20 protein-coding genes are annotated in these 25,642 nt (G+C 63.7%); 10 read left to right on the top strand and 10 right to left on the bottom strand.

Annotated elements, in window-relative coordinates:
• Position 1: 1 nt before the first annotated feature.
• The 4 genes from IAE39_RS10065 (at position 2) to IAE39_RS10050 (ending at position 3,911) form a co-directional block, all read left to right on the top strand.
• Positions 2 to 538 carry an NUDIX hydrolase gene (locus tag IAE39_RS10065; RefSeq protein ID WP_201201816.1) on the top strand — a complete coding sequence of 179 codons (537 nt, stop codon included), beginning with the start codon at positions 2 to 4 and terminating at the stop codon, positions 536 to 538.
• 295 nt (positions 539 to 833) lie between these two features.
• The gene (locus IAE39_RS10060; protein ID WP_027920822.1) at positions 834 to 1,205 is read left to right on the top strand and encodes a translation initiation factor Sui1; all 372 of its coding nucleotides are present in this window, start codon (positions 834 to 836) and stop codon (positions 1,203 to 1,205) included.
• 153 nt (positions 1,206 to 1,358) lie between these two features.
• Positions 1,359 to 3,272, top strand: a complete 1,914-nt coding sequence (gene speA / locus IAE39_RS10055; protein WP_201201814.1) for an arginine decarboxylase — start codon at positions 1,359 to 1,361, stop codon at positions 3,270 to 3,272.
• Positions 3,273 to 3,455: 183 nt separating this feature from the next.
• The gene (locus IAE39_RS10050) at positions 3,456 to 3,911 is read left to right on the top strand and encodes an REP-associated tyrosine transposase (RefSeq protein ID WP_201201805.1); all 456 of its coding nucleotides are present in this window, start codon (positions 3,456 to 3,458) and stop codon (positions 3,909 to 3,911) included.
• A gap of 119 nt (positions 3,912 to 4,030) precedes the next feature.
• Here the strand turns inward: IAE39_RS10050 and IAE39_RS10045 are convergent, their stop codons facing one another.
• Complete coding sequence (locus IAE39_RS10045) at positions 4,031 to 5,368, bottom strand: MATE family efflux transporter (RefSeq protein WP_201201797.1); 1,338 nt, start codon at positions 5,366 to 5,368, stop codon at positions 4,031 to 4,033.
• A gap of 242 nt (positions 5,369 to 5,610) precedes the next feature.
• Here IAE39_RS10045 and IAE39_RS10040 point away from each other — a divergent pair, with 242 nt between their 5' ends.
• Positions 5,611 to 10,512, top strand: coding sequence for an alpha-2-macroglobulin family protein (locus tag IAE39_RS10040; protein WP_201201794.1), 4,902 nt, complete (start codon positions 5,611 to 5,613; stop codon positions 10,510 to 10,512).
• A 147-nt stretch (positions 10,513 to 10,659) separates the two neighbouring features.
• Here the strand turns inward: IAE39_RS10040 and IAE39_RS10035 are convergent, their stop codons facing one another.
• Complete coding sequence (locus IAE39_RS10035) at positions 10,660 to 11,757, bottom strand: sugar diacid recognition domain-containing protein (protein WP_201201792.1); 1,098 nt, start codon at positions 11,755 to 11,757, stop codon at positions 10,660 to 10,662.
• 165 nt (positions 11,758 to 11,922) lie between these two features.
• Between IAE39_RS10035 and IAE39_RS10030 the strand changes: the two genes are divergently transcribed.
• Both IAE39_RS10030 and IAE39_RS10025 read left to right on the top strand, forming a co-directional pair.
• A complete protein-coding gene (locus IAE39_RS10030; protein ID WP_201201790.1) occupies positions 11,923 to 13,251 on the top strand; it encodes an MFS transporter in 1,329 nt (442 codons plus the stop codon).
• A gap of 201 nt (positions 13,252 to 13,452) precedes the next feature.
• The gene (locus IAE39_RS10025) at positions 13,453 to 14,973 is read left to right on the top strand and encodes an FAD-dependent oxidoreductase (RefSeq protein ID WP_201201788.1); all 1,521 of its coding nucleotides are present in this window, start codon (positions 13,453 to 13,455) and stop codon (positions 14,971 to 14,973) included.
• A gap of 79 nt (positions 14,974 to 15,052) precedes the next feature.
• Here the strand turns inward: IAE39_RS10025 and IAE39_RS10020 are convergent, their stop codons facing one another.
• Positions 15,053 to 15,850, bottom strand: coding sequence for an RHS repeat-associated core domain-containing protein (locus IAE39_RS10020; protein ID WP_201201787.1), 798 nt, complete (start codon positions 15,848 to 15,850; stop codon positions 15,053 to 15,055).
• 166 nt (positions 15,851 to 16,016) lie between these two features.
• On the opposite strand from IAE39_RS10020, the gene IAE39_RS10015 reads away from it, so the two are divergent.
• Together IAE39_RS10015 and IAE39_RS10010 are read left to right on the top strand one after the other, a co-directional pair.
• Positions 16,017 to 17,021, top strand: coding sequence for an aldo/keto reductase (locus tag IAE39_RS10015; RefSeq protein WP_201201786.1), 1,005 nt, complete (start codon positions 16,017 to 16,019; stop codon positions 17,019 to 17,021).
• Between the two features lie 150 nt (positions 17,022 to 17,171).
• Positions 17,172 to 18,269, top strand: a complete 1,098-nt coding sequence (locus IAE39_RS10010) for an alkene reductase (RefSeq protein ID WP_201201785.1) — start codon at positions 17,172 to 17,174, stop codon at positions 18,267 to 18,269.
• 81 nt (positions 18,270 to 18,350) lie between these two features.
• On the opposite strand, the gene IAE39_RS10005 is transcribed toward IAE39_RS10010, so the two are convergent.
• From IAE39_RS10005 to IAE39_RS09990, 4 genes are all read right to left on the bottom strand, one after another.
• Entirely contained in the window at positions 18,351 to 18,563 is a 213-nt protein-coding gene (locus IAE39_RS10005; protein ID WP_201201784.1) for a cold-shock protein, read from the bottom strand.
• Between the two features lie 146 nt (positions 18,564 to 18,709).
• The gene (locus tag IAE39_RS10000) at positions 18,710 to 19,690 is read right to left on the bottom strand and encodes an LLM class flavin-dependent oxidoreductase (RefSeq protein WP_201201783.1); all 981 of its coding nucleotides are present in this window, start codon (positions 19,688 to 19,690) and stop codon (positions 18,710 to 18,712) included.
• Positions 19,691 to 19,790: 100 nt separating this feature from the next.
• A complete protein-coding gene (locus IAE39_RS09995; RefSeq protein ID WP_201201781.1) occupies positions 19,791 to 20,702 on the bottom strand; it encodes a LysR family transcriptional regulator in 912 nt (303 codons plus the stop codon).
• Between the two features lie 131 nt (positions 20,703 to 20,833).
• Entirely contained in the window at positions 20,834 to 21,067 is a 234-nt protein-coding gene (locus tag IAE39_RS09990; protein ID WP_201201778.1) for a hypothetical protein, read from the bottom strand.
• 146 nt (positions 21,068 to 21,213) lie between these two features.
• On the opposite strand from IAE39_RS09990, the gene IAE39_RS09985 reads away from it, so the two are divergent.
• A complete protein-coding gene (locus IAE39_RS09985; RefSeq protein ID WP_197889101.1) occupies positions 21,214 to 21,678 on the top strand; it encodes a glycine zipper 2TM domain-containing protein in 465 nt (154 codons plus the stop codon).
• A 67-nt stretch (positions 21,679 to 21,745) separates the two neighbouring features.
• On the opposite strand, the gene nhaA is transcribed toward IAE39_RS09985, so the two are convergent.
• The 3 genes from nhaA to IAE39_RS09970 all read right to left on the bottom strand — a co-directional run bounded on the left by nhaA (position 21,746) and on the right by IAE39_RS09970 (position 25,603).
• Complete coding sequence (gene nhaA, locus IAE39_RS09980; protein WP_201201776.1) at positions 21,746 to 22,921, bottom strand: Na+/H+ antiporter NhaA; 1,176 nt, start codon at positions 22,919 to 22,921, stop codon at positions 21,746 to 21,748.
• A gap of 296 nt (positions 22,922 to 23,217) precedes the next feature.
• On the bottom strand, positions 23,218 to 24,825 hold the full coding sequence (locus tag IAE39_RS09975; RefSeq protein ID WP_201201774.1) for an NAD(P)/FAD-dependent oxidoreductase: 1,608 nt from the start codon (positions 24,823 to 24,825) through the stop codon (positions 23,218 to 23,220).
• 103 nt (positions 24,826 to 24,928) lie between these two features.
• Positions 24,929 to 25,603 carry a COG3650 family protein gene (locus tag IAE39_RS09970; protein WP_201201765.1) on the bottom strand — a complete coding sequence of 225 codons (675 nt, stop codon included), beginning with the start codon at positions 25,601 to 25,603 and terminating at the stop codon, positions 24,929 to 24,931.
• Positions 25,604 to 25,642: the final 39 nt, after the last annotated feature.

Here is a 25,642-nt window from a genome sequence, read left to right as displayed (position 1 = left end):
GATGGCTATCAGCCAGAACGAGGCCGCCCACCGGGCGGCTTCCGACCGTGAACTGGTTACCTGGGTAGACGATGCCGACCAGGTGCTGGGTGCCTTGCCCCGGGCCGAGCTGCGTGAGCGCGGCCTGATCGGCCGTTGCACGTTCATCCTGCTGTTCAACAGTGCCGGTGAGTTGTGCGTGCACCGGCGGACCTTGAGCAAGGCGCTGTACCCAGGGTACTGGGATGTGGCGGCGGGCGGCATGGTCGCGGCGGGGGAGGCGTATGCCGAATCGGCCGCGCGTGAACTGGCCGAGGAGCTGGGGATTGAAGGCGCCGAGTTGCGCTTTCATGAGCGGTTCTACTTTGACCAGCCGGATAACCACTTGTGGTGTGCGGTGTATTCGGCGGTGTCGGATGCGCCGCTGCGGTTGCAGCCGGAAGAGGTGATCGAGGCGCGGTTCATTGGCCTGGCGCAGGCTGAGGAAGAAAGCCTGACGAAACCGTATTGCCCGGATTCGCTGGCGGCTTTGCAGCGGTATAAGGCCAGCCTGAAATAGTTGCTTTGCCTGTGCCGGCCCTTTCGCGGGTGAACCCGCTCCCACAGGATCTGGGCAGTGCTCAGGGGGGCGCAGCACCTGTGGGAGCGGGTTTACCCGCGAAGGGTCGCAAATCATTCGTAAAATGCCGCAATCCGGTACTTAGCAACCGCCGGATTTATCGTTACACTGCGCGCCCTTTTCGGGCTGCCGCATTTCTTGCAGCAGTAGCGCCGCCCCTGCCAGAGTGGGGCTTCGCGGTCGGCCTCTACCCCAAGGCACGACCAGTTTTTGTCCTCAGCACCGAGGAACAAAAGTGGCCAAGAAAGCTTCTTCCTTCGCCGCCCTTGGCGGTCTCGTTTACTCCACCGACGCCGGTCGGCACTGCCCCGACTGTGGCCAGCCGGTGGATGCCTGTACCTGCAAGCAGCAGGTCATCCCCGAAGGCGATGGCATTGCCCGTGTGCGCCGTGAAAGCAAAGGCCGGGGCGGCAAGACCGTGACGACTGTCACCGGCGTGCCGCTGCCGCTCGACCAGCTCAAGGAGCTGGCCACCACCCTCAAGCGCCGTTGCGGTACCGGCGGCGCGCTGAAGGATGGGGTCATCGAAATCCAGGGCGACCATGTCGAGCTGCTGATCGCCGAGCTGATCAAGCAGGGCTTCAAGGCGAAAAAGTCCGGCGGCTGATTCCCCCGCGCGCTTTTTTGCCCAGTGCTTTCTAAACTCGTTGCCGTGACCAGGGTCTATTCGCTGGGCACGGACGAATCGTCATTTTTGGCTTTTACACTGCGCCCGCCTCCTTGCGGGGCAGTGTCTTCGACTTATCTATAGGGGACTTGAATGTCCGTACGACGCACACGCAAAGACGATGGTAGCCAATGGACCGTGGCCGACAGCCGCAGTGTTTATGGCATCCGCCATTGGGGCGCTGGTTATTTCGCCATCAATGAAGCCGGGCGCGTCGAAGTGCGCCCCAACGGCCCCGACAGCGCGCCGATCGACCTGTACGAGCAGGTTGACGAACTGCGCCAGAGCGGCCTGTCGCTGCCCTTGCTGGTGCGCTTCCCCGACATTCTGCAGGACCGCGTACGCCAGCTGACCGGCGCTTTCGACGCCAACATTGCGCGCCTGGAGTACCAGAGCCAGTACACCGCGCTGTACCCGATCAAGGTCAACCAGCAGGAAGCGGTGGTGGAAAACATCATCGCCACGCAGAACGTGTCGATCGGCCTGGAAGCCGGTTCCAAGCCAGAACTGCTGGCCGTGCTGGCGCTGGCCCCTAAGGGCGGCACCATCGTCTGCAACGGCTACAAGGACCGCGAGTTCATTCGCCTGGCGCTGATGGGCCAGAAGCTCGGCCACAACGTGTTCATCGTCATCGAGAAAGAGTCGGAAGTGGCCCTGGTGATCGAAGAGGCCGCCGAGCTGAAGGTGAAGCCGCAGGTTGGCCTGCGCGTGCGTCTGTCGTCGCTGGCGTCGAGCAAATGGGCCGACACCGGTGGCGAGAAGTCCAAGTTCGGCTTGTCTGCCGCCCAGCTGCTTTCCGTGGTGCAGCGTTTCCGCGATGCCGGCCTGGACCAGGGCATTCGCCTGCTGCACTTCCACATGGGCTCGCAGATCGCCAACCTGGCCGACTACCAGCACGGCTTCAAGGAAGCCATCCGCTACTATGGCGAGCTGCGTGCGCTGGGCCTGCCGGTTGACCATATCGACGTGGGTGGCGGCCTGGGCGTGGACTACGACGGTACCCACTCGCGCAATGCCAGCTCGATCAACTACGACATGGACGACTACGCCGGCGTGGTGGTGGGCATGCTCAAGGAGTTCTGCGATGCGCAGGGCCTGCCGCACCCTCACATTTTCTCCGAGAGCGGCCGCTCGCTGACCGCGCACCACGCCATGCTGGTGATCCAGGTGACCGACGTCGAAAGGCACAACGACGACGTGCCGACCATCGAGAACAAGGAAGCCCTGCCCGAGACCGTGCAGTGGCTGGTCGACCTGCTCGGCCCGACCGACATCGAAATGGTCACCGAGACCTACTGGCGGGCCACCCACTACATGGGTGACGTGGCCGCGCAGTATGCCGATGGCAAGCTCACCCTGGGCGAGAAAGCCCTGGCCGAGCAATGCTATTTTGCCGTGTGCCGCCGCCTGCACAACTCGCTGAAGGCGCGCCAGCGCTCGCACCGCCAGGTGCTGGACGAGCTGAACGACAAGTTGGCCGACAAGTACATCTGCAATTTCTCGGTGTTCCAGAGCCTGCCGGACACCTGGGCCATCGGCCAGGTACTGCCGATCATTCCGCTGCACCGCCTGGACGAAGAACCGATGCGTCGCGCGGTACTGCAGGACCTGACCTGCGACTCCGACGGCAAGATCAACCAGTACGTCGACGAGCAGAGCATCGAGACCAGCATGCCGGTGCATGCGGTGAAGGAAGGCGAGGACTACCTGCTGGGCGTGTTCCTGGTCGGTGCCTACCAGGAAATCCTCGGCGACATGCACAACCTGTTCGGTGACACCGACTCGGTGAACATCTACCAGAACGCCGATGGCAGCGTGTACCACGCCGGCATCGAGACCCACGACACCATCGAAGACATGCTGCGCTACGTGCACCTGTCGCCGGAGGAGTTGATGACCCATTACCGTGACAAGGTCGCCAGCGCCAAGATTACTGCGCGTGAGCGGACGCAATATCTGGATGCCTTGCGGCTTGGGTTGACCCGGTCTTCGTACTTGTCGTCGTAATTGCCAAGGCCGCTTCTACAGGTGTACGAGCAATATTTGCCGTACGCGATTCCCTTGTAGGAGCGGCCTTGCGTCGCGATCTGAGGGCGCAGCCCTCACCACGTCATACCCGGTAATGATCCACTCACGCCACCTCTCGTCACGACACCTATCCTGCGAATGCAATGTTCAAAGGAAGTCGACATGGATCGTCATGGCAATCACAGCTTGCGCCAAGGGCGCTATTCAGAGCCAGGCAGGCTCTACCTGCTAACCACTATTACCCGCCAGCGCCTACCCCTGTTCCAGAATCTCTGGTTTGCACGAGCGGCCATCCATCAATTGTGCCTGAGTGAACAAGAAGGGAATTGTCGCTCTCTTGCCTGGGTCTTGATGCCAGACCACCTGCCTTGGCTGATCGAGCTTGGGCCGACCAGCCTGGACAAACTCATGTGTGCCTTCAAGTCGCGAAGCAGCTGTGCGCTTTATCGAAATGGTGCCGAGCGAAAGCGCATCTGGCAGCCTGGCTTTTATGACCGGGCGTTGCGCAAGGAAGAGGATGTCAGGGCCGCAGCCCGCTACATCATCGCCAACCCCATTCGGGCTGGACTGGTGCAGCGGGCTGGCGAGTATCCACATTGGGATTGTGTTTGGTTGTGAGATCGCAGGTGAGGGCTTTGCCCTCATTTCGCGACACAAGGCCGCTCCTACACAGACCTGCATACGCCGATCGATGTAGGAGCGACCTTGCGTCGCGATGGGCCGCAAAGCGGCCCCAATCAGCCAACCCACAGACCTCTCTGCTGCAACCGCCACCCCACCCACCCCAACGTCACCGCCCGCAACCCCATGAACCCGAGAAACGCCAACCACAACCCATGGTTGCCAAACCCGCTCATGGCCACCGCCACCGGCAGCGCAATCAGCACCGAAACCAGCATCGCATTCCGCATCTCCCGCGCCCGCGTAGCGCCAATGAACAACCCATCCAGCAAGTAACTCCATACTGCAATCAACGGCAGCAACGCCAGGTACGGCAAGTACGGGTAAGCCGCCGCCCGCACACTGTCAATATCAGTCTGCAAGTCGATGAACAGGTGCCCACCCAGCAGGAACAACCCGGCAAACCCCACGCTGGTAATCAGCGACCAACCACAGGCCACCACCAGTGAACGGCGCAAGGTATCGCGGTCGCGGGCACCGATGGCATGGCCGCACAACGCCTCCACCGCATGCGCCAGTCCATCCAGTGCATAGGCAGTCAGCAGCAGGCCATTGAGCAGCAGGGCGTTGGCCGCCACCGTGGCTTCGCCCAGGCGGGCGCCTTGCACGGTAATCAGCAGGAACACCAGCTGCAGCGCCAGGCTGCGCAGGAAGATATCGCGGTTCACCGCAAGCAGTGGCCGCCAGGCTTGCCAGCGCTTGAGCGCCGCCCACACGACTTGCCCCGGGTAGGCGCGTAGGGCGGGGCGGGTCAGGGCCAAGCCGAGCAGGGCGGCACTCCACTCGGCAATCACCGATGCCCGTGCCGAACCCAGCACACCCCAGTCCAGGCCCAGCACGAACCACAGGTTCAGCACGATGTTCAGCAGGTTGGTGGTCAGCAGGATCGCCAGTGGCGCCCGGGCATTCTGCGTGCCGAGGAACCAGCCGACCAGTGCGTAGCTGGCCAATGCCGCCGGCAGGCCAAGCAGGCGGGTATGGAAGAAGTTTTCGGTGGATTGCTGCAGGGCGGCACTGGGTTGCATCGCGTGCAGCGCCAGCTGGCTGAAGGGAATGGCCAACAGGCCGATCAGCAGGGCGAAGCCAACTGCCAGCAGCAGCCCTTGTACCAGCACCTGACGCAACGCCGCACCGTCGCCGCGGCCGGCGGCCTGGGCGGCGAAACCGGTGGAACCCATGCGCAGGAAGCCCATCAGGCCGACCATGAAGGTGAACAAGGTGGCGCCCACGGCCACGGCGCCCAGTTGATGGGCGTGGGGCAGGTGGCCGATGACAGTGCTGTCGACAAGGGCTACCAAGGGCACGGAGATGTTGGACAGGATCATCGGCGCGGCCAGGGCCCAGACCTTGTGGTGGGTGGGGCGGTGGCGCCAGTCGGCGGTCAGTGCAGTCATTGGGGTCCTTGGGAATCTGGGGCTGCTGCGCAGCCCAATCGCGACACAAGGCCGCTCCCACATTGATCGGCGTACGCGGGCCTTTTGTGGGAGCGGCCTTGTGTCGCGAAAGGGGCGCAAAGCGCCCCCGGCTATTCTGAATGGCCACAGTGTAACGGCCAGGCAACCAAATCGCGCGAACATGGTCTCAGCCAGCTATAGTTGCTGCCCTCAAGTACCCGCTGCCAAAGAGTTCCTACTCCATGTTCAACAAAGGATTGTTGCTGGCCTGCGCGCTGGCCTTGCTCAGTGCCTGTGACTCTTCCACGCCGGATAAACCGGCGCCGGCCGAGAAGCCGGCAGCCACCGCGCCCGCCGAGACGCCCGCTGCCAAACGCGAAGACCCTGCCGTGCTCGGCAAGCGCTACGAGGGCCGCGAGCTGACTTTACTCGACGTCTCCGAAGTGCAGCTCGACGGCGCCGCGACTCTGTCGATCAGCTTTTCCGCACCGCTGGATGCCAAACAGGACTTCGCCAGCAAGGTGCACCTGGTCGACACTGTCAAAGGCAAGCTCGACGGCGCCTGGGAACTCTCCGACAACCAGATGGAGCTGCGCCTGCGCCACCTGGAACCGCAGCGCAAGCTGGTGCTGACTGTCGACAAGGGCCTGCTGGCAGTCAACGGCAAGCAACTCGACAGCGAGTCGATCACCCGCCTGGAAACCCGCGACATGCAGCCGACCATCGGCTTCGCCAGCCGTGGTTCGCTGCTGCCCACGCGCCTGGCCGAAGGCCTGCCGGTGATTGCCCTGAACGTCGACAAGGTCGATGTCGAGTTCTTCCGGGTCAAGCCGGACATGCTCTCGAGCTTCCTGGCCAGCTGGGGGCGCAACAGCAGCCTGTACTACTACCAGTCCAAAGAAACCCTGGACATGGCAGAGCTGGTCTACAGCGGCCGCTTCGACCTGAACCCTGCGCGCAACACGCGCGAGACTGTGCTGCTGCCGATTGCCGGCATCAAGCCGCTGCAGGAGCCTGGCGTGTACCTGGCGGTCATGCGTGCCTCTGGCACCTACGACTATTCGCAGCCGGCAACCCTGTTCACCCTCAGCGACATCGGTGTGTCTGCCCACCGCTACCGCGACCGCCTCGACGTGTTTGCCCAGGCGCTGGAAGGCGGCAAGGCGATGAACGGCGTCAACCTGGAAATCCATGACGACAAGGGCAAGCTGCTGGCCCAGGGCACAACCGATGGCAAGGGCCACGCCCAACTGCCGATCACGCCCAAGGCCGACACCCTGATCGCCACCCAGGGCGTGCATACCACGCTGTTGCGGCTGAACACCGCGGCGCTCGACCTGGCCGAGTTCGACATCACCGGGCCCCAGGCCAACCCGTTGCAGTTTTTCATCTTCGGCCCGCGCGACCTGTATCGCCCTGGTGAGACCGTGCTGCTCAATGGCCTGCTGCGTGACCAGGACGGCAAACCGGTCAAGGCCCAGCCGGTGAGCGTGGAAGTGCGCCGCCCGGATGAGCAGGTCAGCCGCAAGTTTGTCTGGGAAGCCGATGCCAATGGCCTGTACCAGTATCAGCTGCAGTTGGCCACCGAAGCCCCGACCGGTCGCTGGCAGCTGTTGCTTGACCTCGGCGGCGGGCGCAAGCAGGTTTATGAATTCCTCGTCGAAGACTTCTTGCCCGAGCGCCTGGCGCTGGAGCTGAAGGGCAGCAGCAAGCCGCTGGCGCCGGATGAAGATGCACGCATCCAGGTCAATGGCCGTTACCTGTATGGTGCCCCGGCTGCCGGCAACCGCCTGAGCGGCCAGGCTTATGTGCGCCCGCTGCGAGAGGCCGTGCCGGCGTTGCCGGGCTACCAGTTTGGCTCGGTCACTGAAACCGAACTGAACCAGGACCTGGAGCTGGACGAAGTCACCCTCGACCAGGCCGGCAAGGCTGTGGTCGATATCGAAAGCCGTTGGGCCGAAGCCCGCTCGCCGCTGCAACTGACCGTGCAGGCCAGCCTGCAGGAGTCCGGTGGCCGACCCATTACCCGGCGCCTGGAACAACCGATCTGGCCAGCCGAGCGCCTGCCGGGCCTGCGCGGCCTGTTCGATGGCGAGGAAACCGATAGTGACGGCCCCGTGGAATTCGAGTTCCTGGTCGCCGACCGCGACGGCAATAAACTGGCCGCCAACGACCTCAAGGTACGGCTGGTGCGCGAGCGCCGCGACTATTACTGGAACTACTCGCAGAGCGACGGCTGGAGCTACGCCTACAACGAGAAGTTCCTGACCCAGAGCGAAGAGACTGTCAGCGTCAAGGCCGGCTCTACCGCCAAACTGAGCTTCCAGGTGGAGTGGGGCCCATACCGCGTCGAAGTGGAAGACCCGCAAACCGGGCTGGTGTCCAGCGAGCGATTCTGGGCCGGTTACCGCGCCCAGGACAACGCCGAAGGCGGCGCGGTGCGCCCGGACCAGGTCAAGCTGGCGCTGGACAAACCGTCCTATGCCGACGGCGCCACGGCCAAGGTTACCGTTACCCCGCCTGCCGCCGGTAGCGGCTACCTGATGATCGAGTCCAGCGATGGCCCGCTGTGGTGGCAGGAGATCGACGTGCCAGCCGAGGGCAAGACCTTCGACGTGCAGTTGGACAAGGCCTGGGCGCGCCACGACCTGTACATCAGTGCGCTGGTGATCCGCCCTGGTGAGCGCAAGGCCAACGCCACGCCCAAGCGTTCGGTAGGTGTGCTGCACCTGCCGCTGGACCGTGCCGAGCGCAAGCTGGCCGTAAGCCTGCAAGCACCCGAGAAGATGCGCCCGAAACAGCCGCTGACCGTGAAGGTGAAAGCCGCCAATGCCGATGGCAGCGTGCCCAGGCAGGTGCATGTGCTGTTGTCGGCCGTGGACGTGGGCATCCTCAACATCACCGATTTCAAGACCCCCGACCCGTTCGCCAGCCTGTTCGGGCGCAAGGCCTACGGCGCCGACCAGCTGGACATCTACGGCCAGTTGATAGAAGCCGGGCAAGGCCGCCTGGCCAGCCTGGCGTTTGGTGGTGACGCGGCCATGGCCAAGGGCGGCAAACGCCCCAACACCACGGTGACCATCGTTGCCCAGCAGAGCCTGCCGGTAACCCTGGATGACAAGGGCGAGGGCCAGGTGACGGTCGATATCCCGGACTTCAATGGCGAACTGCGGCTGATGGCCCAGGCCTGGACCGAGGAGCACTTCGGCATGGCCGAAGGCAAGACCGTGGTGGCCGCGCCGCTGATTGCCGAGCTGTCGGCGCCGCGCTTCCTGGCGGGTGGCGACCGTACCAGCCTGGCGCTGGACCTGGCCAACCTGTCGGGCCGGGCCCAGCAACTGAATGTTGAAATCACTACCGAAGGGCAACTGAGCCTGGCCGCCAATGCCATGCAGGCCGTTGCCCTGGCTGAAGGCCAGCGCTCGACGCTGATGATCCCGGTGCAGGCCCAGGGTGGCCTGGGGCAGGGCAAGGTGCATGTACGGGTTACTGGCCTGCAACTGCCTGATGAGCCGACCACCGCGTTCGAGCGGGAGTGGACACTGGGCGTGCGCCCAGCCTACCCGGCAATGCTCAAGCACTACCGTGTGGCCTTGAAGGACCAGCCGTGGACCCTGCCCGAAGCAGACCTGGCCGCCTTCGAACCCGCCGGCCTGGAAGCCAGCCTGGCCTTGTCGAGCCGGCCACCACTGAACCTGGCCGAGCAGATTCGCGCCCTCGAAGCCTACCCTTACGGTTGCCTGGAGCAGACCACCAGCGGCCTGTACCCGTCGCTGTACGCCGATGCCGACAGCCTCAAGCGCCTGGGCATCAAGGGTGAGCCGGCGGACGTGCGCAAGCGCAAAATCGAAATGGGCATCGAGCACTTGCTGGGCATGCAGCGCTACAACGGCAGCTTTGGCTTGTGGAGTTCGGACAGCGAAGAAGAGTACTGGTTGACCGCCTACGTCACCGACTTCCTGCTGCGTGCCCGCGAACAGGGTTATGGCGTGCCGGCCGAAGCGCTGAAGAAGGCCAGCGAGCGCCTGTTGCGTTACCTGCAAGAGCGCAACCTGATCGAAGTCGACTACAGCGAAAACGCCGACCACACGCGCTTTGCCGTGCAGGCTTATGCCGCCTTGGTGCTGTCGCGCAGCCAGCAGGCGCCGCTGGGCGCCCTGCGGGGCTTGTTCGACCGCCGCGCCGACGCCCGCTCCGGCTTGCCGCTGGTGCAACTGGCGGTGGCACTGGACAAGATGGGCGACAAGCCGCGAGCCGAGCAAGCCTTGCAGGCGGGCCTGGGCATCAGCCGTGGCAAAGGCTGGATGGCCGACTACGGCAGCGCCCTGCGTGACCAGGCGCTGATCCTGGCGTTGTTGCAGGAAAGCAACCTGGCCAGCAACCAGGTCGACCAGCGCCTGTTCGCCTTGTCGGATGAACTGGCGGCCAACCGCTGGTTGTCGACCCAGGAGCGTAACGCCTTGTTCCTCGCCGGCCGTGGCCTGCTGGGCAAGCCGGAAGGCAAGTGGCAAGCCCGCCTGGACAGTGCTGGCGAAGTGCGTGAGTTCGACAATTCCGAGTCTGGCATGAAGCTGGAAGGCCCGTTGCTGGCCTCACCGCTGAGTGTGCAGAACGAAGGTAGCGAGACGCTCTACCAGCAGCTGACCCTGTCCGGTTACCCGCGCCAGGCGCCGGCAGCCGGTGGCAATGGCATGCAGATTCGCCGCGAGTACCTGGGCATGAACGGCCAGGCGCTGGACCTGCACAACCTGCGCAGTGGCGACCTGGTGCTGGTGCACCTGGCGCTCAAGGCCGAAGACCGCGTGCCGGATGCACTGGTGGTGGACTTGCTGCCGGCGGGCCTGGAGCTGGAAAACCAGAACCTGGCGCAAAGTGCAGCCAGCCTGGACAACGCCAGCAGTGCGGTGAAGGAGTGGCGCGAGTCGATGCAGAATGCCAGTGTGGTGCACCAGGAATACCGTGATGACCGTTATGTCGCCGCGCTCAAGCTCGACGGCTACGGCACCACACACCTGCTGTACCTGGCGCGGGCGGTGACGCCGGGCACTTACCGCGTGCCGCCGCCGCAGGTCGAGTCGATGTACCGGCCGAACCTGCAGGCGGTGGGCGAGGGGCAGGGCGAGATGACCGTAAAAGCCCGCTAAGGCATGCGGTTTGTTGTAGGAGCGGCCTTGTGTCGCGATCGGGCCGCACAGCGGCCCCAGGTTTTCAGCTCCGCCGCTGGAATTGCTGGGGCCGCCTTGCGGCCCGATCGCGACACAAGGCCGCTCCTACAACGACCGCAACAGGCTTCAATCAGCTGGAAGTAGCTGCAACCCCAGGTACAGGCTCAGCATCCCTTCCATGCGCAGCGGGTCAACCTCGCCCAGCTCGGCAACCCGCTCCAGGCGATAGCGCAGGCTGTTGCGGTGGATGCCCAAGGCATCGGCACAGGCCTGGCTCTGGCCGTCATGCGCGCACCAGGCACGCAGGGTGGTCAGCAACTGGCCGCTGCTGTCTTTGGCACGTATGCGATGCAACGGCTCTAGCAGTTCGTCCAGCGCGTCATCGTTGCGGTGGCGCCACAGCAGTGCCGGCAGCCGGTAGCGTTGCAGGCTTAGCAGGCGTTCACCCGGCAGTACTTCGCGGCCATAGGCCAACAAGTCACGTACCCGGCGGTAACCCCGGCGCAGCTGCTCCAGGCTCTGCGCAGGGCTGCCCAGGGCCAGCCGCTCCACTTCCCAGCCGTGCCGTTGCAAGCGCTCCAGCAGGCGCGCCTCATCCAGCACGGCACCCGCCGGGCGACACCACAGCAGCGACTGCCGCGCAGGGCTGACGCACCAGCTGTCCGGGTAACGGCTGGTCAACCATGCCGCCAGTGCTTCGGCGGCGGGCCCGCAGGCCAGTTCGAACAGGCACGGCACCCGCGGTAGCTGGGGTTTCAGGCCCAATTGCCGGGCTTCATCAAGCAAACGCGGAGAATCGCCGCTGCCGCCCAGCAACAGGGCCAGCAAGTCGTCACAGCGCTGCCGCCGCCATTGCTGGTCAGCCTGTAAATGGCGCTGGGCCAGCAGCATTTCGGCGGTCATGCGCACCAGTTCGCCGTACGTGCGCACCTGCTGCGGGTCGCCGGTCAGGCCGAGCACGCCCATCAGCCGGCCATCGAGCATCAACGGCAGGTTCACCCCCGGCTGCACGCCCTTCAGGCATTTCGCTGCATCCACGTCCAGCTCGACGATGCGGCCGTTGGCCAATACCAGCTGCGCGCCCTCGTGGCGAGTATTGATGCGTTCCGGCTCGCCACTGCCGAGGATCAGGCCCTGGCTGTCCATGACATTGACGTTGCACGGCAAAATGGCCATTGCCCGGTCAACGATATCCTGTGCCAGGTCATGGTCGAGTTCGAACATTGCGTAATCCCAATAGGTGTCAGGCTTTTTGGGCCCGGGCACAGCAGCCCGGGCCAAGTGCTGTGCAAAAGCACAAAGACAGGCACGCCGCAGTCCCCGAGACTCGTCAGGGCGAGCGCCGGAACAGGCGACGCGGCGACAACCATAACAACAGAGAACCCGATCATGGCACACAGCCCCGCCCCTGACCAAGGCACGGACACCACCCGCAACGCGCTGTACCGGCGCATCACCCTGCGGCTGATTCCGTTCATTTTCATCTGCTACCTGTTCAACTACCTGGACCGCGTCAACGTCGGCTTTGCCAAGCTGCAGATGCTCGACGCCCTGAAATTCAGCGAAACGGTGTACGGCCTTGGCGCCGGCATCTTCTTCATCGGCTACGTATTGTGCGGCCTGCCGAGCAACCTGGCGCTCAACCGCTTCGGCCCGCGGCGCTGGATTGCGCTGATGATGATTGCCTGGGGCAGTTTGTCCACCTGCCTGCTGTTCGTCACCACCCCCACCGAGTTCTACACCCTGCGCCTGCTCACCGGCGCCGCCGAAGCCGGCTTCTTCCCGGGTGTGGTGCTGTACCTCTCGCGCTGGTTCCCGGCGGCCCGCCGCGGGCGCATCATGGCGCTGTTCATGTCGGCCATTCCGGTGTCCGGCCTGCTGGGTGGGCCATTCTCCGGCTGGATCCTCGAACACTTCGCCACTGGCCAGCATGGCCTGGCCGGCTGGCAGTGGATGTTCCTGATCCAGGGCCTGCCGACCGTGGCACTGGGTATCCTGGCGGTGTTCCTGCTCAGTGACGGCTACCAGAAAGCCGCCTGGCTGAGCCCGGCCGAGCGCCAGCTGATTGCAGCCGACCTGGAGGCCGACGCCGCCAGCAAGCCCAACACCACCGGCGATAGCGTACTGGCGGTGCTGACCAACCCGCTGATCTGGACCTTCGGCTTCGTCTACTTCTGCATCCAGAGCGGCGTGTACGCCATCAACTTCTGGCTGCCGTCGATCATCAAGGGCATGGGCTTCGACAACCCACTGCTGATCGGCTGGCTCAGCGCCATTCCGTACCTGCTGGCCGGCGTCTTCATGATCCTCTGCGGGCGTTCCGCCGACCTGCGCAACGAGCGCCGCTGGCACCTTGTAGTGCCGATGCTGATGGGCGCTATCGGCCTGCTGATCGCCGTGAACTTCTCGGGCAACCCGGCCATCGCCATCCTTGGCCTGTCGATCGCCACCATGGGCGCCCTCACCGGCTTGCCGATGTTCTGGCCGATGCCGACGGCACTGCTCAGTGCCAGTGCCGCCGTGGCGGGCCTGGCGATCATCAACTCGGTGGGGCAGATGGCCGGCTTCCTCAGCCCGTACCTGGTCGGCTTCATCAAGGACCAGACCGGTTCCACCGATGCCGCGCTGTACTCGCTGGCGGCGCTGATCGTGGTCGGTAGCCTGGTGGCCTTGCGTGTAACCCGTGCGGGTGCGTTGAGTTCTGCTCGGGCCAATTAAGACCATTCGCGGGTAAACCCGCTCCCACAGGGTCGCCACATGCCAGAACATTGTGGTGTCCCCTGTAGGAGCGGGTTCACCCGCGAAGAGGCCCGCTCAGGCCGCTGCAAAACCCACATGTTCCACCGGTCGTCAGCCCAACGCACCCCTTCCCCACCCCAGGCGTCAAATGGTTCCAAAGGCCCCCTTTGGAGAAGCCCCATGACCCAGCACGCCGTAGCCCGCCTGGCCCAACTCGACGAACACCGCCCTTTGCGCGTCCAGGCCGGCAACGAAGAACTCATCCTCGTCCGCCAGGGCGACCAGGTATATGCCTACCAGGGCAACTGCCCCCATGCAGGCGCCCCGCTGGACGAAGGGGTGGTCTGCGCCGGCCTGCTGGTCTGCCCCTGGCACAAAGCCGCGTTCGCCATTGATGACGGCGTGGTCTGCGAACCTCCGGCACTGGCAGACCTGCGCCGTTACAAGGCCTGGGTCAAGGGTGATGAAGTGTGGGTCGACGACCAGCCTCTGCCGGCAATCGAGCCGCCCAGGCACAGCGATGCCCGCTGTTTTGTGGTCGTCGGTGCCGGTGCTGCGGGTAGCGCTGCCGTCGCCACCCTGCTCAACCACGGCTTCGCCGGCAGGCTGGTGTGGATCGACCAGGAACGCCAGCCAGCCTACGACCGCACCTCGCTGAGCAAATTCGTGATCGCCGGGCAGATGGTGCCCGACGAAGTCCCTGCGCTGCTCGAAGCCGATGCGCTGCGCAAAGGCCACCTGGAGCGTAAACACGGCAAGGTCCGCAGCTTGAACAGCCAGAAGCGCCAACTCACCCTCGCCGACGGCGAGCAGATCCAGTACGACGCCTGCCTGCTGGCCACCGGCGGCAAAGCGCTGCGCCCGGAACTGCCCGGCGTCGACCTGCCTGGGGTGTTTACCCTGCGTTCGCGCGAGGATGCTGCCCAGATTCTCGATGCCGCCGAAGCTGGCCAACCGGTGGTCATCGTGGGTGATGGTTTCATTGGCCTGGAGGCCGCCTCGGCATTGCGCAAGTACGGCGCACAGGTCCATCTTGTCACACGCCACCAAGTCCCGCTGGTGCGGCAACTGGGTGAACGCATCGGCCGCAGCATCCGCGAGCTGCATGAACGCAAAGGCGTCACCTTTCATGGCCCCACCGAGGTGGAGCGGATTGTGGGCCAGGACAAGGTCGAAGCCGTGCTGCTGGCCAGCGGCGAGCGCCTGCAAACGCCGTTGGTCTTGCTAGGTACAGGGGTAAAACCGGCCACGGCGTTCCTTCAGGGCGTGCCGCTGGGCGAGGACAAGTCGGTGCGGGTCGACGCCGAAATGCGCGCTGCCGATGGCCTGTGGGCGGCGGGCGATATCGCCACCTTCCCGCTCACGGGTCGCCCGGTACGCATCGAACACTGGCGCCTGGCTCAGCAGCACGGGGTGATTGCCGCCGCCAACATGCTGGGTGAGCAGCGCCGTTATGCTGACGTGCCGTTCTTCTGGACCTACCAGCATGGGCGCACCTACGAGGTGTTGGGACACGCGCGGGACTGGAACAGGATCGAGTTCGTCGGCAAGCCGGAGAAAGGTGATTTCATTGCCCTGCAGTGTGTAGATGAGCAGGTCGAGGCGGTGATTGCCAAGGGCTATTCCGATGCCATGGCAGCGTTGTCGCAGCGCATGAAGCGCCCTATGAATATCGGGGAAGCACTCACGCTGATTGGATGAGACCTTCTCCCCATTACAAGCAGTGCGAGACAAACTGAGCGCCGGCATCAGGGATGCGGATGCCTGCTGCCTGGCATCATCATTGCCTGACTTTTTTAAGTTCCTCGGCAGCAAAATACAGCGCCGTAATGATAATTGCTGCACCTGCTGCGGTTTGCAAGAAAGTCCCCAAGGTACTTTTCCTGAATGTGTCAACTGACCTGAGCATAATGCCGAGTCGGCTTTGTTCAACATCGGAATCGATAAGTTGCCTACTCTGCAAATGTCCCGTTCCCGAAAAATCGTCCTTGAACCGGTACTTGGCCAGCCCCTCGGGATCTGTCGCTTGGGCATAAGTAGGTAGTACTTTGTTGCGTTGTGTATTTGATGAATATCGCACAGCATCAACACGATCTGGATCAAGATGGCGCGACTCGTGAAATGTAGGTAATGTTTCCCGATCCTTCCACGCTTTTGGCAGGCTGTCGCTGCGGGTGACCGCTTTCCTGTAGTACGGCATGTTGGAGGGTTCAGAGAAGCGGCGTCGTGGGCTGTAGGCCGGAGGAGAAGGCTTGTACCAAATTCGGCTTAATCCAGACGGGTCAATGAAGTTGGCAGGATCACCAACGCAGTACATGTAACCATTCATCCCGCCACTATCCCAAGGGCTCAGCGGGTCTGGACTGAGAAATCTGCCCAGCGCAGGGCTATAGAGTCGCTTGCCCTGCCCTAGGTGATAGCCTCGCGTCACCCGATCGAGTAGCTGCCCGTTAAACCCTGACACGGTCTCCCCGGTCATGTCTGGGCCATAACCGTAGGCGGTGTAAGCTCGAGGTTTGTTGGCGCCAGTTTGCACCACCAGATTGTCGTCTAGGTAAGCTTTGCGCTTGTTACTCATGGGTGCCCTCCCTTAAAAAAGCAAGCCATGGCAAACAATATAGGGATGCCCACGCTTGGCCTACTGACAGAATTACCAGGAAGGCAGCAAGTCGCACCCAGCCTTTCAATGCCTTCTCGTTGCGTGTAAAACAGCTGAATCAGTCGAACGACGAGGACCCACGCGCATGATCTACCGCCCCCTCGGCCACAGTGGCCTGCAGGTTTCCGCCCTTACGCTGGGCAGCATGATGTTCGGCGAGCAGACCAGCACCGAAGACGCCCTGCGCATCATCGACAAGGCCTGGGACCAGGGCATCAACTTCATCGACACTGCCGACGTGTACAACGCCGGGCGTTCGGAAGAAATCGTCGGGGAGGCGGTGGCCCGCCATCGTCAGGACTGGATCGTCGCCAGCAAGGTCGGCTTCGGCCCGGCTGATGGCCTGCCCAACCGCAGCGGGTTGTCGCGAAAGCACATTTTCAACGGCCTGGAAGCCACGTTGACCCGCATGCATATGGATTACCTCGACGTCTACTACCTGCACCGTGAAGACCACCAGGTGCCACTGGAAGAGACCGTGCAGGCCATTGGCGACCTGCTGCGCCAGGGCAAGATCCGCTACTGGGGGGTGTCCAACTTCCGCGGCTGGCGTATTGCCGAGGTCTGCCATGTTGCCGAGCGCCTCGGTGTGCCCAAGCCGGTCGTCAGCCAGCCGTTGTACAACATCGTCAACCGCCAGGCCGAACCCGAGCAACTGACTGCCGCTGCCGCCCATGGCCTGGGTGTGGTGCCGTTCAGCCCATTGGCACGTGGCGTACTCAGTGGCAAGTACGCACCCGGTGCGGTGCCGGATGCGGGCAGCCGCGCCGGGCGCCAGGACAAGCGCATCATGGAAGTGGAATGGCGCCAGGAGTCGCTGGCCATCGCCCGGCAGATCCAGGCGTATGTCGAGGCCAAGGGGGTGGGCATTGTCGAGTTTGCCATTGCCTGGGTGCTGAACAACCCGCTGGTCAGTTCGGCGATTGTGGGGCCACGGACCGAGGAACAGTGGGATACCTATGGCGGTGCGCTGACGGTGAAGGTCACGGCGGAGGATGAAGCGTTCATCGATTCGCTGGTGACGCCGGGGCATGCGTCGACGCCGGGGTTCAATGATGTGGCGCATTATGTGACAGGGCGACCGTTGTAGGAGCGGGTTCACCCGCGAATAGGCCGCAACAGGCAGCACACAAATATCAGCCACAGCCATTGGGGAGCCCAACGCCGGGCTCCCGGTCCCCCCTTTCCCCAATCATCCCGGTATCGTGCGCCCCATTGGTTTTCCACCTCTGGAGCTGCGATGAAACTGCTACAACCGCTGCAAATCGGCCCCCTCACCCTGCCCAACCGTGTGCTGATGGCGCCCCTCACCCGCCTGCGCAGCCTGGAGCCGGGTGACATCCCCACCCCACTGATGGCCGAGTACTACCGCCAACGCGCCAGCGCCGGGCTGATCATTACCGAAGCCACGCAGATCTCCTTCCAGGCCAAGGGCTACTCGGGCTCGCCGGGCATACACAGCGCCGAACAGATAGCAGCCTGGAAGCAGATCAACGAAGGCATCCACGCTGACGGCGGCCACAGCGCCGTGCAGGTGTGGCACACCGGGCGGGTGTCGCATACCTCACTGCAACCTGGCGGCGAAGCACCCGTGGCGCCTTCGGCACTGCCAGCCGGCGCGCGTACTACCCTGCGTGACGAGCAAGGCAACCTGATGCGGGTCGAAACCTCGGCACCGCGTGCATTGAGCGAAGCGGAAATCGCCGGGATCGTCGCCGACTTCGGCCAGGCGGCAGTCAACGCCCGTGAAGCCGGCTTCGACTTTATCGAACTGCACGCCGCCCACGGTTACCTGCTGCACCAGTTCCTGACCCCGAGCGCCAACCAGCGTGACGACCGCTACGGCGGCAGCGTCGAGAACCGTGCGCGCATCGTGCTGGAAGCGGTTGATGCGGCGATTGCCAGCTGGAGCGCCGAACGCGTCGGTATCCGGGTGTTCCCGCTGGGTGGTTTCAATGGGGTGGACAATGGCGAAGACCAGGAAGCCGCAGGCCTGTACCTGATCCGCGAACTGGCCAAGCGCAACCTGGCCTACCTGCACCTGTCCGAGCCGGACTGGGCCGGCGGCAAGCCCCTGCGCGACGAGTTCCGTGAGGCAATCCGCGCAGCCTACCCGGGGGTGATCATTGCTGCCGGTGCGTACACCGCCGAGAAAGGCGAAGACCTGATCGGGCGAGGCTTGATCGATGCCGTGGCGTTCGGGCGCAGCTACATTGCCAACCCGGACCTGGTCGAGCGGCTGCGGCTGCAGGCGCCGCTGAATGAGCACCGGGCACAGTTCGATTATGCCAACGGGCCTGAGGGGTACACGGATTATCCGTTCCTCAAGCAGGCTTGATTGAAACGGAGCCGCAAGTGGCTCCGTTTTCTCGCTGGCGTGTGCAACCAACCCAAGGTCGGCTGCACACGCGTAGCGCGGTTACTCGGGGCGCACCTGTGCAGCCTGCATGCCCTTTTGCCCTTTTTCAGCAACGAAAGAGACCTTCTGGCCCTCTTTCAGCGACTTGAAACCGTCCGACTCAATGGCTTTGAAGTGAACGAAAAGGTCGTCGCCACCGCCATCCGGGGTGATGAAGCCGAACCCCTTCTCATCGTTGAACCATTTGACTGTACCGGTTTGTCTGTTGGACATGCTCTGAATCCTCGAATGCTGTTAGATGCGTTGAAGTGGCCATGTCAACCGACATGGCCTCTGCACGTTATAGAGTGGGCGATAGGGAGCAAATTGGCCACTGGCATTTCTCCCAGTAGGCATGCCCGCCGCCCACAACGCTGGCACTACAGCAGATCAGCCAGGGCCTGCGCTGCATAGGCATGCGACCGCTGCCGCGCCAGCGGGTCATGCATGCGGCAGTCGATCATCAACTCATCCGCCCCGGTTTGCTCGATCAGCGAGCGCAGCCCTTCCCTTACCCGCTCAGGCCCACCGGCCACGGTGCAGGCCATCACCTGCTCAAGCACCGCGCGCTCATGCTCAGGCAAGCTTTCCACATAGCCTTCCTGCGGCTTGGGCAACAAGCCAAAGCGCCCGACATGCAGGTCGAGCATCCACTTGCGATGGGAGCTGGCTAGGTAATCCGCCTCGGCATCGCTGGCGGCAGCGAACAGGTTCATGCCGACCATTACATAGGGTTTGGCCAGTTGAGCCGAAGGCTGGAAGTTGGCACGGTAATGGGCAATCGCCTGCAGCAGGTAACGGGGGGCAAAGTGCGAGGCGAACGCATACGGCAGGCCGAGCTTGGCTGCCAGGTCGGCGCCGAACAGGCTGGAGCCGAGGATCCACACCGGCACCTCGTGCTTGCCTGGCACAACCCGCACCCGGCGCTTGCCATTGTCGGCCAGGTAATCACGCAGTTCGGCGATGTCCTGGCTGAAGTCACGCTCCGGCGCGGCGCCGCGCAGGGCACGCACGGTGGGCCCGGAGGTGCCTGGCGCGCGCCCAAGGCCGAGGTCGATACGGCCCGGGTGCAGGGTGTCGAGGGTGCCAAACTGCTCGGCAACCACCAGCGGTGCGTGGTTGGGCAGCATGATCCCGCCAGCACCGACGCGAATGTGCCGGGTGGCATTGGCCACTTCGTTGATTACCAGCGACGTGGCCGCCGAGCCAATGCCCGGCATGTCGTGGTGTTCGGCGATCCAGTAGCGGCTGTAGTGCTGTTGCTCGACATGCCGCGCCAGTTGGCGGGATTCTTCGATCGCATCGGCAAAGGTCTTGCCTTCGCCGATCATGACCAGATCCAGTACGGACAGTGCAGTCATGGGGTCTCCAGAGGGATTATCAGTGGCTGCCAGTTTCCCTGCTGCGCCGCCAGTGATAAACCCGGTTACAGGCCCGGCATAGGGGCCTGACAGTCCCCAATCAGGATTCCCAGGGCACGCCCGCCTCCCAGCTGGCCACCAGCAGGTCGATGAAGCCGCGTACCCGCGGAGAAAGGTGGCGCTTGCTTGGGTACACGATACGAATCGGGTCTGCCGGTGGCCGGTAGGCTTGCAGCACTTCCACCAGGGTGCCAGCGCGCAGGTCCTCGCCGGTGATGTAGGTGGGCAGGTGGATCAGCCCGAAGCCGGCCCGGGCACCGTCCAGCATGGCCTCGGAACTGTCGATATTCAGCCGCCCGGGGTCTTCGCACAGGTGCAGGCCGGCTTCGGTGTGAAAGCGCCAGGGCATGGCTTTTTCGCCGGCGAGGAAGGCGATCTTGTCGTGGCCGTAGAGGTCACCGGGCACCTGCGGCATGCCACGCGCCGCGAGGTACGCGGGTGAAGCACAGGTGACGAACTGCTGCCAGGCCACGGTGCGGGTCAGCAGCTGTGAATCCTCCTTGGGCGCTCCGATGCGCACAGCAACGTCGACGCCCTCCTCGACCAGGTCGACAAAGCGGTCGGTGAAGCGGATGTCGGCGCGCAATTCGGGCCATTGCTTGAGGTACTGGTCCAGAATGGGCAACACATGGCGCTGGCCCAGTGACAGCGGCGCCGTCAGGCGCAGGGTGCCGGTGGGTTTGCCGCGGCGCTGGGCCATGGTGCTTTCGACCTCGTCGAGGTCGTCCAGAATCTGCCGCCAGCGCTCGAACGCCACCAGGCCCTCGTCGGTCAGGCTCAGCTTGCGCGTGGTGCGGTTGAGCAGGCGCACGGCCATGCGCGCTTCCAGGCGGGCAATGCTCTTGCCAACCGCCGAACGGGTCAGGCCCAGGCTGGCGGCGGCTGCGGTAAAGCTGCCGGCCTTCGCGGCGCTGACGAAGGCGGCGATGTCGCCGAAGCGGTTGGGTTCCATGGGTAGATCCTGAAGCGGGTAGACCGCTGTAAATGGGTATGGATTTGCCGATTGCAAGCTGGGGCGCGGTCCATGTAGGAGCGGCCTTGCGTCGCGATAGGGCCGCAAAGCGGCCCCGGCAATCTTCAAGGTTACCCCGAATACCCCGCCGCCTCCCGCTCCAACCACCCCGCCAGTTCCTTGCGCTTCACCTTCTCCACCCGCGCCTGCTCCAACCTCTTCAACATAAAGTCGCGCTTCCCCGGGTCAGCCCCCGCCAGTGACAATGCCAGGTCACGGTCCATCCAGCGGCGCATGCGCACATACAACCACCCGTGGAAATAAAGCCCCGCAATGGTTGTAACCACGACGATGAAGTAATCCATGGCTATCCTTGGTCTCAATTGAAGCGCCATGGCACAGCTGCACTGGCTGTACCCCGGCTGAATGAAAACAATTTTATTACGTTTGTACCGTGACAGCCGTCAATGTGCAGCGTCTAATGAGCACCTGACTTATGGAGACTTTACCCATGCGTAAATCCGCTTTGCTGGTGGCAACCTTTACCACCATGTCGCTGCTGCTGGGGGGCTGCGCCTCAAGCCTGACCGGTGACAGCTACTCCCGTGATGAGGCCCGCCGCGTGCAAACCGTACGTATGGGCACCATCGAATCCCTGCGTCCGGTCAAGATCGAGGGTACCAAGACCCCGATCGGCGGTGGTGCTGGCGCCATCGTCGGTGGCGTTGCCGGTAGTGCCGTGGGTGGTGGCCGTGGCAGCATCGTTGCCGCGGTAATCGGTGCCGTGGCCGGTGGCCTGGCCGGTTCCGCTGCTGAAGAAGGCCTGACCCGCACCCAAGGCGTCGAAATCACCGTGCGTGAAGATGACGGCAGCATGCGTGCCTATGTGCAGGCTGTGCAGGAGAACGAAATCTTCCGCGTTGGCGAGCGTGTGCGCATCATGACCGTTGACGGTACCAGCCGCGTCTCGCACTGACAGCCGCGCAGTAAAACAAAACCCCGACATGGCTTGCGCCAGTCGGGGTTTTTTATGCTGCAGCCCTTCAGCTGTTGATGTTCTTGCGGCTGGCCATGGCGGTGACGGCATAGCCGACCACAGCCGCGAAGAACGAGCCGGTCAGGATGCCCATGCGGTCCATGCCGGCGTAGTCACTGCTGCCCGGGACAAAGGCCAGCGAGCCAACGAACAGGCTCATGGTGAAGCCAATGCCGCAGAGTATCGCCACCCCCAGCAATTGCCCCCAGCCAGCACCCGCGGGCAGCGCGGCGAGGCGCAGCTTGACCGCCACCCAGGTCAGGCCGAAAACCCCCACGGTCTTGCCCAGCAGCAGGCCAACCGTGATGCCCATTGGCACGGGGTGGGTGAAGCTGTCCAGGGTCATGCCGGCCAGTGAAACGCCGGCATTGGCAAAGGCGAACAGTGGCAGGATGGCGTAAGCCACCCATGGGTGCAGGGCATGTTCCAGCGCCAGCAGTGGTGAAGATTCGGCATTGCGTGTGCGCAGCGGGATACACAAGGCCAGGGCGACACCGGCCAGGGTGGCATGCACGCCGCTCTTGAGCACGCAGACCCACAGGATCAGGCCAATGACCAAATACGGGCCGAGCTTGACCACGCCCAGCCGGTTCATGGCCACCAGCACCACCAGGCAAGCCGCAGCCAGCAGCAGCGATACGCTCGACAAGGTGCCGGAGTAGAACAGGGCGATGACAATGATCGCACCCAGGTCGTCAATGATCGCCAGGGTCATCAGGAACAGCTTCAGCGACACTGGCACGCGCTTGCCCAGCAGGGCCAGCACGCCGAGGGCGAAGGCGATGTCGGTGGCGGTGGGGATCGCCCAGCCCGCTACGGCGGCAGGGTCTTCGCGGTTGATGAACCAGTAGATCAGCGCCGGCACCACCATGCCACCGATCGCGGCCGTGGCAGGCAGCACGATCTGCGAGGGTTTGGACAGGTGGCCGTCGACCACCTCGCGTTTGACCTCAAGGCCGATCAGCAGGAAGAACAGGGCCATCAGGCCGTCGTTGATCCACAGCAGCAACGGCTTGGCGATGTTCAGTGCGCCGACCTGAACGGCGACGGGAACGTCGAGCAGGCCGCTGTACAAGTAGGACAGTGGCGAGTTGTTGATGACCAGGGCCAATACGGCGGCGGCGATCAGCAGCAGGCCGCTGGCGGCTTCGAGCTGGAAGAAACGGGTAAACAGGCTACGCACGGGCTATAGGCTCTCCATGAGCAGTTTACGAATGGAACGGGCGTACACCCTAGCCTGTGGCGATATGCTTTAAAACAAAAACTATATTCGTTTTTGTTATATGGTGTTGCTGGCTGGGCTGTTGCAAGCCTAGATGCAGGTGGGGAAGGATGGGGGAGGGGAAGTCTGATGTTTGTATCGGATTTCTCTTATGTGTTTCAGGCCCCTTTCGCGGGTGAACCCGCTCCCACAGGTACTGCACTATCACTGTGGGAGCGGGTTTACCCGCGAAGAGGCCAGGGCAGGCAAAAAAAGGATCAGAGGCCGAGCATATCCCGCGCCACCGCCTCGGCAATCCGAATGCCATCGACACCCGCCGACAGGATCCCGCCGGCATAACCAGCCCCTTCACCTGCCGGGAACAGCCCCTTCATGTTCAGGCTCTGGTAATCCTCACCCCGGGTAATCCGCAGCGGCGACGAGGTACGCGTCTCGATTCCGGTCAACACCGCATCATGCAGGTTGTAGCCTTTGATCTGCCGGTCGAACGCCGGCAGTGCCTCGCGGATCGCCTCAATGGCGAAGTCCGGCAGGCTCGGTGCCAGGTCACCCAGGGTCACGCCCGGCTTGTAGGACGGCTCAACGCTACCCAGCGCGGTCGAGGGGCGGCCAGCGACAAAGTCGCCCACCAGCTGCGCCGGGGCTTGGTAGTTGCTGCCACCCATCACGTAGGCGTGGGCCTCCAGGCGCTCCTGCAGCTCGATACCGGCCAGCGGGCCACCCGGGTAGTCGCGCTCGGGGTCGATGCCGACGACGATGCCGGAGTTGGCGTTGCGCTCGTTACGCGAGTACTGGCTCATGCCGTTGGTCACCACCCGCCCAGGTTCGCTGGTGGCGGCAACCACGGTGCCCCCTGGGCACATGCAGAAGCTGTACACCGAGCGGCCGTTCTTGGCGTGGTACACCAGCTTGTAGTCGGCCGCGCCGAGCTTCGGGTGGCCGGCGTACTTGCCCAGGCGCGCCTTGTCGATCAGCGTTTGCGGGTGCTCGATACGGAAGCCCACCGAGAACGGCTTGGCTTCCATGTACACACCCTTGGCGTGCAGCATGCGGAAGGTGTCGCGGGCGCTGTGGCCCAGGGCCAATACTACGTGGCGCGAGTGCAGCTGTTCGCCGCTCTCCAGCACCACGCCAGTCAGCTGGCCATCGTCGATCAGCAGGTCGGTGACCTTTTCCTGGAAACGCACTTCTGCGCCCATGGCGATCATGTCCTGACGCATCTGCTCGACCATGCCGGTCAGGCGGAAGGTGCCGATGTGCGGTTTGTTGATGTACAGGATCTCGTCCGGCGCGCCGGCCTTGACGAACTCTTCCAGCACCTTGCGGCCGTGGTGCTGCGGGTCCTTGATCTGGCTGTACAGCTTGCCGTCGGAGAAGGTACCGGCGCCGCCTTCGCCGAACTGCACGTTGGACTCGGGGTTGAGCACGCTTTTGCGCCACAGGCCCCAGGTGTCCTTGGTGCGCTGGCGCACTTCCTTGCCGCGCTCGAGAATGATCGGTTTGAAACCCATTTGTGCCAGCAGCAGGCCGGCAAAGATGCCGCACGGGCCAAAGCCGACCACGATCGGGCGCTCCTGCAGGTCGGCCGGGGCCTGGCCAACGAACTTGTAGGTAACGTCCGGGGCCGGGCCGATGTTGCGATCGTCGGCGAACTTGCCGAGCAGTTCGGCTTCGTTGCTGGCTTCCAGGTCGATGGTGTAGATGAACAGCAGTTCGCTGTTCTTCTTGCGCGCATCGTAGCTGCGCTTGAACAGGTTGAAGCTGAGCAGTTGCTCGTCGCGGATGCCCAGGCGCTGGACGATGGCCTCTCGCAGCGCTTCGTCAGGGTGGTCCAGGGGCAGCTTCAATTCGGTGATTCGTAGCATGGCAGGGTCCAGTATCCCGGCCATGGGCGGCCGGCGGCTTTACACAAACCGCCAAGTATAAGCTGTTAGCCGCCCTGACTGGCAGGATAAAAGCGCCCGGCGATCAGTTGTCGCGTGCGCCGCCGTAGTAACCGCAGCCTTGCAGGGTCTTGCCGTCGATGCGCAGTTCGGCGCGCAGGTGGTGTACGGCGCCGCTCATGCTGTCGACGCAGCGTTGTGGGGCGACCCACAGCTCCACATGCTGGCCGTTGGCTTCGCTGGTCAGGGTCAGGCCGCCGCCGGGCACTTCTTCTTCGAGGAACGGCAGGGGCAATGGCGCCTGGCCGACACGGTTGAGGACCATGCCCTTGCCGCTGGCCTTGATGTCCCAGTCTGGCTCATGACCGCTGGCGCGCAGGGTCAGCTGCTTGAAGTTGGGGTCTTCACAGGCCCGAGTGGAAGGTTCCAGGCGGTACAGCCGGCGTACTTCCAGCTGGCCGTCATTGTTAGCCTGCTTGCTGCCGGTGAGGCGGCCGCGGACGTCGGCGAAGAGTTTGTCGTTGGCGTCTTTGGCGAGGTTTGCGGCTTCCTGCAGGATACCGGTGGCGCCCACGTCGTTGATCACGAAGGTGCGGTTTTCGCTGCACGGCTTGAACAGCAGCTGGCCGCCTGCGGCGCGCAGCTCGCCCTGCATGCGCGTGGTGCCGATGTTCGGGTCGCTGGGGGCGTCAGCCATCAGTTGGCAGCCGGCGAACAGGGGCAGCAGGGCGGTGAACAGCAGGGAGGGGGTGAGGCGCATGGGGCGGGCTCCGGGGATCTTTGCCGTGAAAGCTCGCCA

The sequence above is a fragment of the Pseudomonas sp. S37 genome (genome assembly GCF_016658545.1).
Taxonomy (GTDB): Bacteria; Pseudomonadota; Gammaproteobacteria; order Pseudomonadales; family Pseudomonadaceae; genus Aquipseudomonas.
This window is presented reverse-complemented; position numbering and strand designations above follow the sequence as displayed.

Excerpts from the sequence above, each read along its gene's own strand:
- IAE39_RS10065 (WP_201201816.1), top strand. The coding sequence starts at position 2 with ATGGCTATCAGCCAGAACGAGGCCGCCCACCGGGCGGCTTCCGACCGT.
- speA (WP_201201814.1), top strand. The coding sequence starts at position 1,359 with ATGTCCGTACGACGCACACGCAAAGACGATGGTAGCCAATGGACCGTG.
- IAE39_RS10050 (WP_201201805.1), top strand. The coding sequence starts at position 3,456 with ATGGATCGTCATGGCAATCACAGCTTGCGCCAAGGGCGCTATTCAGAG.
- IAE39_RS10045 (WP_201201797.1), bottom strand. The coding sequence starts at position 5,368 with ATGACTGCACTGACCGCCGACTGGCGCCACCGCCCCACCCACCACAAG.
- IAE39_RS10040 (WP_201201794.1), top strand. The coding sequence starts at position 5,611 with ATGTTCAACAAAGGATTGTTGCTGGCCTGCGCGCTGGCCTTGCTCAGT.
- IAE39_RS10035 (WP_201201792.1), bottom strand. The coding sequence starts at position 11,757 with ATGTTCGAACTCGACCATGACCTGGCACAGGATATCGTTGACCGGGCA.
- IAE39_RS10030 (WP_201201790.1), top strand. The coding sequence starts at position 11,923 with ATGGCACACAGCCCCGCCCCTGACCAAGGCACGGACACCACCCGCAAC.
- IAE39_RS10025 (WP_201201788.1), top strand. The coding sequence starts at position 13,453 with ATGACCCAGCACGCCGTAGCCCGCCTGGCCCAACTCGACGAACACCGC.
- IAE39_RS10020 (WP_201201787.1), bottom strand. The coding sequence starts at position 15,850 with ATGAGTAACAAGCGCAAAGCTTACCTAGACGACAATCTGGTGGTGCAA.
- IAE39_RS10015 (WP_201201786.1), top strand. The coding sequence starts at position 16,017 with ATGATCTACCGCCCCCTCGGCCACAGTGGCCTGCAGGTTTCCGCCCTT.
- IAE39_RS10010 (WP_201201785.1), top strand. The coding sequence starts at position 17,172 with ATGAAACTGCTACAACCGCTGCAAATCGGCCCCCTCACCCTGCCCAAC.
- IAE39_RS10005 (WP_201201784.1), bottom strand. The coding sequence starts at position 18,563 with ATGTCCAACAGACAAACCGGTACAGTCAAATGGTTCAACGATGAGAAG.
- IAE39_RS10000 (WP_201201783.1), bottom strand. The coding sequence starts at position 19,690 with ATGACTGCACTGTCCGTACTGGATCTGGTCATGATCGGCGAAGGCAAG.
- IAE39_RS09995 (WP_201201781.1), bottom strand. The coding sequence starts at position 20,702 with ATGGAACCCAACCGCTTCGGCGACATCGCCGCCTTCGTCAGCGCCGCG.
- IAE39_RS09990 (WP_201201778.1), bottom strand. The coding sequence starts at position 21,067 with ATGGATTACTTCATCGTCGTGGTTACAACCATTGCGGGGCTTTATTTC.
- IAE39_RS09985 (WP_197889101.1), top strand. The coding sequence starts at position 21,214 with ATGCGTAAATCCGCTTTGCTGGTGGCAACCTTTACCACCATGTCGCTG.
- IAE39_RS09975 (WP_201201774.1), bottom strand. The coding sequence starts at position 24,825 with ATGCTACGAATCACCGAATTGAAGCTGCCCCTGGACCACCCTGACGAA.
- IAE39_RS09970 (WP_201201765.1), bottom strand. The coding sequence starts at position 25,603 with ATGCGCCTCACCCCCTCCCTGCTGTTCACCGCCCTGCTGCCCCTGTTC.